This window comes from Pseudomonas protegens (genome assembly GCF_003732485.1).
In the GTDB taxonomy this organism is placed as follows: domain Bacteria; phylum Pseudomonadota; class Gammaproteobacteria; order Pseudomonadales; family Pseudomonadaceae; genus Aquipseudomonas; species Aquipseudomonas protegens_B.
This window is the reverse complement of record NZ_MOAK01000061.1, coordinates 65,668-72,668: the sequence shown is the minus strand read 5'-3', so window position 1 is coordinate 72,668 and position 7,001 is coordinate 65,668. Positions and strand designations below refer to the sequence as shown.

Here is a 7,001-nt window from a genome sequence, read left to right as displayed (position 1 = left end):
GGTAGAGTTGTTGCTGCCGCCGTTTATAGCGGCGGGAAGAAAGTCGCAGATATCAGCCTCGACGAAGGGGCTGCCTGGGCCGCGAAACCCGGCCACTTCGTCTGGATCGGTCTGGAAGAACCCAATGCCCACGAGCTGGCCAATCTGCAACGCCAGTTCAACCTGCACGAACTGGCCATCGAGGACGCCCTGGAAAAACACAGTCGACCCAAGCTGGAAACTTTTGGCGACGCGCTGTTCATTGTCACCTACTCACCGGTGCGGACCGACGGCAAGCTGGAGTTCATCGAGACTCACATCTTTGCCGGCAACGGCTACATCATCACCGCCCGCAACGGTCACTCGGCTTCCTACGGCTATGTCCGCCAACGCTGTGAGGCGCGCCCGCTGCTGCTGGAGCACGGCGAAGACTTCGTCCTCTATGCCTTGCTGGATTTCGTCACCGAGAACTACCAGCCGGTCAGCGAGGCCATCCACGGAGAAATCGACGAGCTGGAACGCAACGTGCTGTGCAATTCACTGAACGAGCGGGATATCCAGAACCTTCACGGCCTGCGCCGCGACGTGCTGCGCCTGCGCCGGTATGTGGCGCCCATGGTGGAGATCAGCGAGGAGCTGCAGAAACTCAGCTTTCCATTCATCGACAAGAACATGCGCCCGTACTTCCGTGACGTGCAGATTCATGTCACTCGGCAGATGGAAGACCTGTCGACCCTGCGCGACATCGCCAGCCAGACCATCGAGATCGGTGTACTGCTGGAGGCTTCCCGGCAAAGCATCGTGCAACGCAAGTTCGCCGCCTGGGCAGCGATCCTGGCGTTTCCAACAGCGGTAGCCGGGATCTACGGGATGAACTTCCAGAACATGCCGGAGCTGAGCTGGCACTACGGCTACTTCGGGGTGTTGGGCTTCATCAGTGTGGGCTGTGTCGGTCTCTGGGCCAGCTTCAAGCGCTCAGGCTGGCTCTGAAGAGACGATGGCCCTGCCCTTGCGGCAGGGCCACAGTCGCACTCAGGCGGCTTCAGGCTTGTGGGCGACGAAGCGCATCATCCACTCCGCAACGGTGGTGCCGTGATGATCATGCTCAAGGCTGGCCAGCCCTTTCTGGTAGACCTGCTCGCCGAGAAACTCTTGGCGCAGATCCAGTAAGGCCCGGGAATAATCGTGAATGAACTCGGGATGCCCCTGGAAGCACAGCACCTGGTCGTTGATGTGGTAGGCCGCGAAGGGACAGAAGTCGCTGGAGGCAATCACCGTGGCATTTTCCGGCAATGCGGTGACCTGGTCCTGGTGGCTGATCAACAGAGTCAGCTCCTCCACCACCGGGCTCATCCACGGCGCCTTGGCCGCCAGCTTGTAGTTGTGGGTTCCCACGCCCCAACCCTGACTCGCCCGCTCGCTCTTGCCCCCCAGGAGCAACGCCAGCAACTGATGACCAAAGCAGATGCCCAACAGCTTGTCGCCGCGCTCGTAGCGACCCAGCAGGTAGGTCCTGAGGGTTTCAATCCAGGGATCGGTGCCGAAGGAATCGGCCTTGCTGCCCGTCACCAGATAGGCATCGAACTCCAGCTCATCGCCGGGATACTCGCCCTGGACCACGTTGTAGACACTGAACTGGGCGGCGATGGGCTGCTGGGAAAACAGACGCTGGAACATCTGCCCGTAACCCTGATATTGATCGACCAGTTCGGGACGCAGGATATCGGTTTCAAGAATGCAGATGCGTAGCGACATAAAAAATTCCTGACAAGGCGATGGCAATAATGAACACCCCAGAGCCTGCCTTGAAATACCACGGCAAGGCAAGCCCCGGGGCGGGTCATTTACTGCCCGCTTGTGTCAGAACAACTGGCCCTGGCGCGCCTTTTCCAGGAGCAGCGTCGGCGGGCTGAAACGCTCGCCGTACTGCTCCGCCAGGTACTGCGCGCGAGCGACGAAATCCTGCACCCCGTACTGATTGATGAACTGCAGGGCGCCACCGCTCCAGGCCGCAAAACCGATACCAAAGATCGAGCCGATATTGGCGTCAGCGGTGGACTGCAACACGCCCTCCTCCACACAGCGCACGGTTTCGATGGCCTGGATGAACAGCAGGCGGTCGCGTACATCCTGGGACGAGATCTGCCCGTCGGCCTTGTAGAAGCGCGTGCGCAATTGCGGCCACAGGTGCTTCTGGCCGCCGGCCGGGTAGTCGTAGAAACCACCTCCGGCAGCCTTGCCCGCTCGCTGGTATTCGTTGAGCAGCAAATCGATCACGGCAAATGCCGGATGCTCGATGGCAGGCCGGCCTTCGGCCTGCAAATCCTTGGTGGTCTGCTGGCGAATATGGCTCATCAGGCTCAGGGAAACCTCATCGGAAACTGCCAGCGGCCCGATGGGCATCCCGGCCTTGCGCGCCTCGGCTTCGATCATCGGCGCCGCAATGCCTTCGCCGAGCATGGCGATGCCTTCGTTGGTGAACGTGCCGAACACCCGGGAGGTGAAGAAACCACGACTGTCATTGACCACAATCGGGGTCTTCTTGATCTGCAGGACGAAGTCGAAACCTCGAGCCAGGGTTTCGTCACTGGTCTTCGCCCCTTTGATGATTTCCACCAGGGGCATTTTCTCCACCGGGCTGAAGAAATGCAGGCCGATGAACTTGTCCGGATTGGGCACTGCGGTGGCCAGGCCGGTGATGGGCAGGGTCGAGGTGTTGGAGGCGATCACCGCTTCACCACCGACCACCTGCTGCGCGGCCTTGGACACCTTGGCCTTGAGTCCGCGATCCTCGAACACCGCCTCGATGATCAGGTCGCAACCGGCCAGGTCGGCGTCCTCGGCGGTGGTGCGGATCCGCGCCAGGGTCGCGTCCCGTTGCTCGCTGCTCAACTGCCCGCGAGCCACCTTCTTCTCCAGCAGCGCCGCCGAGTGGGCCTTGCCCTTCTCGGCCGCCTCGGGGCTGATGTCCTTGAGCACCACCTCGATACCCGCCACCGCACTGACGTAGGCAATGCCCGCCCCCATCATGCCAGCGCCGAGCACCCCGAGTTTTTTCGTGGTTTGCGGCGGTACGCCCTGAGGCCGCGAGCTACCGGCATTGATCTCGTTGAGCTGAAACCAGAAGGTGCCGATCATGTTCTTCGCCACCTGGCCGGTGGTCAGTTCGGTGAAGTAGCGGGTCTCGATCAGTTGCGCAGTGTCGAAATCCACCTGGGCGCCTTCGACCGCGGCGCAGAGGATTTTTTCCGGCGCGGGGAAGCAGCCCTGAGTCTTGGTCCGCAGGATCGACGGGGCGATGGCCAGCATCTGTGCAACCTTTGGATTCGACGGCGTGCCACCGGGAATCTGGTAGCCGCGCACATCCCAGGGCTGCTGGGCGGCGGGGTTGGCGAGGATCCAGGCCCGAGCCTTGGCCAGCAGGTCGTCGCGGTTTGTCGCCAGTTCGTCGATCAGGCCGGCCTGCAGCGCCTGTTGCGGACGCACTTTCTTGCCCTCCAGAAGATAAGGCAAGGCTTTCTCCAGCCCCAGCATGCGCACCATGCGCACCACGCCACCGCCGCCAGGTAGCAGACCCAGGGTCACTTCCGGCAGACCGATCTGCACCGATTTGTCGTCCAGCGCTATTCGGCGATGGCAGGCCAGACAGATCTCCCAGCCACCGCCCAGGGCGGCACCGTTGATCGCGGCAACCACGGGCTTGCCGAGGGTTTCCAGGGCACGCAACTGGCCCTTGAGGGTCAGCACCATGTCGTAGAAGGCCTTGGCCTGCGGCTTGCCGATCTTGATCAGTTCATTGAGGTCACCACCGGCAAAAAAGGTCTTTTTCGCCGAGGCAATGATCACCCCGACAATGGAATCCTGTTCGGCCTGCAGACGGGCCACAGCACCGGCCATGGCGTCGCGGTACACCGCGTTCATGGTATTGGCGCTCTGGCCCGGCATATCGATGGTCAGGACAACGATCTGGTCCTGGCCCTTTTCGTAACGGATGGCATCGGTCATGAAGGAAATTCCTTGAAGTCGGGGCTCAGAGGCGTTCGATGATGGTGGCGATACCCATACCGCCGCCAACACACAGGGTGGCCAGGCCATAGCGCTGGCGCCGGACCTCCAGTTCGTCGAGCAGAGTGCCGAGAATTGCGCAGCCGGTAGCGCCCAGTGGATGCCCCATGGCGATGGAGCCGCCGTTGACGTTGACCTTGGCCGGATCGATGGCCATGTCCTTGATGAACTTGAGCACCACCGAGGCAAAGGCTTCGTTGACCTCGAACAGGTCGATGTCCTCGACTCGCAGCCCGGCCTTGGCCAGGGCCTTGCGAGTGGCCGGTGCCGGACCGGTAAGCATGATGGTCGGATCGGTGCTGGTCACCGCAGTGGCAACGATCCGCGCTCGGGGCTTGAGTCCGAGCTCGCGGCCCTTGGCTTCTGAGCCGATGAGCATCAGCGCCGAACCGTCGACGATCCCTGAACTGTTGCCCGGGGTGTGAACATGGTTGATGCGTTCCACATGGCTGTAGACCCGCAGCGCAGTGGCGTCGAAGCCCATCTGCCCCATCATCTCGAAACTCGGCTTGAGGTTGCCCAGGCCTTCCAGGGTCGAATCGGCACGAATGAATTCGTCATGATCCAGCAGCACGATGCCGTTCTGGTCCTGAACCGGCACCAGAGACTTGCTGAAGGCGCCGCTGGAGCGTGCACGGGCAGCCTTCTGCTGGGATTGCAGGGCGAATCGGTCGACGTCCTCGCGGGAGAAACCTTCCAGGGTCGCAATCAGATCGGCACCTATTCCCTGGGGAGTGAAATGGCTGTGCATATTGGTTTCAGGGTCCAGTACCCAGGCGCCGCCGTCACTGCCCATGGGGACCCGCGACATGGACTCGACGCCACCGACCACCACCAGGTCCTCGAAGCCCGAGAGCACCTTCATCGCGCCCAGGTTCACCGCTTCCAGCCCAGAGGCGCAGAAGCGATTGATCTGCACCCCCGCCACGCTCACATCCCAGTCCGCTGCCTGGACGGCGGTCTTGGCGATATCGGCCCCTTGATCGCCGATGGGGGTCACGCAGCCCAGGACTACGTCATCCACCTGGCTGGTATCCAGCTCGCAACGTTGTTGCAGGGCCCTCAACAGGCCGGCTACCAGATTCACCGGTTTCACGCTGTACAAGGCGCCATCAGCCTTGCCTTTGCCACGGGGCGTGCGTAACGCATCGAATATCAAAGCTTGGGTCATGACGTCCTCGAACCGCTATACAGGGGAAAATATCGAGCTCCCACCTTAGGCGCGGCAGCGACGGATTCAATGACCGATGCGCTCAGCCGCCTTGACGGTGACGCTCAGACGAACGGTAGGCAGCTAAGCGATCCACCGATGAAGGGTCGCGAGCTGTCTAGCCAAAGGGCGGCCACCCGGTATTCCGGCGGATTTATAGCTTTTCAAGGGAATGCAGCTATAACTTCATACGAATTGGATCTAAGCCAGAGGATTCAAGGCCCCTAAGGTAGAAACTGTAGGAAGTCCCAGACGGATTCTGCGCCGGGACAGATCAGAAAAAGGACACATAGCCGGCTCATCGTAACAATCAGCGACCGGCGTGCATTGATGCTCAGGAATAACAACAAAAGGCATTCAGCCATGTTCAAACATTCGAAAGTACGTCAGGCGGGGCTCATTCTCTTCGCAACCACACTGCTGTTGATCTTGCCGAACCTCACCAAAGTGATCGGCTGATCTGTGGCTGCTCGATCTGCGAGACAGAAAATCGTCCCCCGGTTCCTACCGGGGTACAAACTTGTGTGCCAATCTTCCTGAGGAACTGGACGAGGAAGATTCATGCGCCACTGGATTGCACTGGCCACACTCTTGAGCGCTTGTAGCGCTCACGCCGGGATCATCGACGTCAACCGTGCGGTGGACGAAATCAATGACGGTGCGCTGATCCTCGATCTGCGCAACGAAAGCGACTTTGCCGCTGGCAACGTTCACAACTCGCTGCAGGTCAATCTCGAACTGGAGGACGGCACCGGCATCAGTGCCGAGGGCCTGGCCTACCAGTTGCGCAAGGTGGTGCTGGACCCCAACGCCACGGTGGTGATCTACAGCGACACCAACCAGCACGCCCTGGAAGCCGAAGACACGCTGGTCAAACGCGGCTATTTCGGTATCGTCAACGGCGGTAACTACGAAGAGCTCCGGGACGCCCTGTTCGACCATGTGTCGCGACCAGACGATGTACTCCCCGGCGACGAACCCACTGACGACGATCCGACGGCCATCAATTGAAAGCTCTCATCCTTTGCGCTGCTCTGTTGTCGAGCAGTCCGCTATACGCTGCGCAACTGTTGATCGACCTGGGCTCAGGCAGCCGCACCTGGCAAACCGAAGAACTGCTCATGCACCCCGAAGCCCGGGACATCCGCATCGAGGCAGATGTGTCCTACAGGCGCGAGATGCAGTACCGGGCCGTCCCCATGGCGACCCTGCTCAAGGGCCTCAAGGCCGAGGACCATCTGCAGGCCGTGGCCCTGGACGGTTTTGCCGCGGAGCTGAACGCTGCTCCGCTGCTCAACCGCCTGGGCGCCCAGGCCTGGCTGGCCATTGAAGACCCTGACAAGCCCTGGCCAGGACTGGCGGCGGACAAGCCCAGCGCCGGGCCTTTCTACCTGGTATGGAGCAATCCTGCGGCGGGGCATATCAGCCCCGAGCAATGGCCGTTCCAGATTGCCCGCATTCAGCGCCTGGCGCCGGTGGCAGAGCGCTTCCCGGCCCTGAACCCGGACCCGAACCTGGCGGTCGATAATCCGGTCAACCAGGGGTTCGCCCTGTTCCAGAAAAACTGCCTGGCCTGCCACCGACTCAATGGTGCCGGCGACTCCCAGTTCGGACCGGATCTGAATATCCCCTATAACCCCACCGAGTATTTCGGCGGGGATTTTCTCAAGCGCTATATCCGTGATCCGCAAAGCCTGAGGCGCTGGCCCCAGGCGAAGATGCCGGGGTTCAGCAGCAGCGTCCTGCC

At 61.2% G+C, this 7,001-nt stretch carries 6 protein-coding genes; 3 read left to right on the top strand and 3 right to left on the bottom strand.

Translation table 11 applies throughout. The features are described 5' to 3' along the window. Positions 1-969: magnesium and cobalt transport protein CorA (locus tag BLX41_RS16590; protein ID WP_259744961.1), on the top strand; the 969-nt coding region annotated here is incomplete at its 5' end. 42 nt (positions 970-1,011) lie between these two features. On the opposite strand, the gene BLX41_RS16585 is transcribed toward BLX41_RS16590, so the two are convergent. The 3 genes from BLX41_RS16585 to BLX41_RS16575 form a co-directional block, all read right to left on the bottom strand. Then, a complete protein-coding gene (locus tag BLX41_RS16585) occupies positions 1,012-1,734 on the bottom strand; it encodes an amidotransferase (RefSeq protein WP_123725770.1) in 723 nt (240 codons plus the stop codon). A gap of 105 nt (positions 1,735-1,839) precedes the next feature. Next, complete coding sequence (locus tag BLX41_RS16580; protein WP_123725769.1) at positions 1,840-3,984, bottom strand: 3-hydroxyacyl-CoA dehydrogenase NAD-binding domain-containing protein; 2,145 nt, start codon at positions 3,982-3,984, stop codon at positions 1,840-1,842. A 25-nt stretch (positions 3,985-4,009) separates the two neighbouring features. Further along, positions 4,010-5,215, bottom strand: a complete 1,206-nt coding sequence (locus BLX41_RS16575; RefSeq protein ID WP_123725768.1) for an acetyl-CoA C-acetyltransferase — start codon at positions 5,213-5,215, stop codon at positions 4,010-4,012. A 600-nt stretch (positions 5,216-5,815) separates the two neighbouring features. Between BLX41_RS16575 and BLX41_RS16570 the strand changes: the two genes are divergently transcribed. Next, a complete protein-coding gene (locus tag BLX41_RS16570; protein ID WP_123725767.1) occupies positions 5,816-6,265 on the top strand; it encodes a rhodanese-like domain-containing protein in 450 nt (149 codons plus the stop codon). Beyond that, positions 6,262-7,001 (top strand): cytochrome c (locus BLX41_RS16565; protein ID WP_123725835.1); only part of this gene is annotated, 740 nt, incomplete at its 3' end. The genes BLX41_RS16570 and BLX41_RS16565, both read left to right, overlap by 4 nt.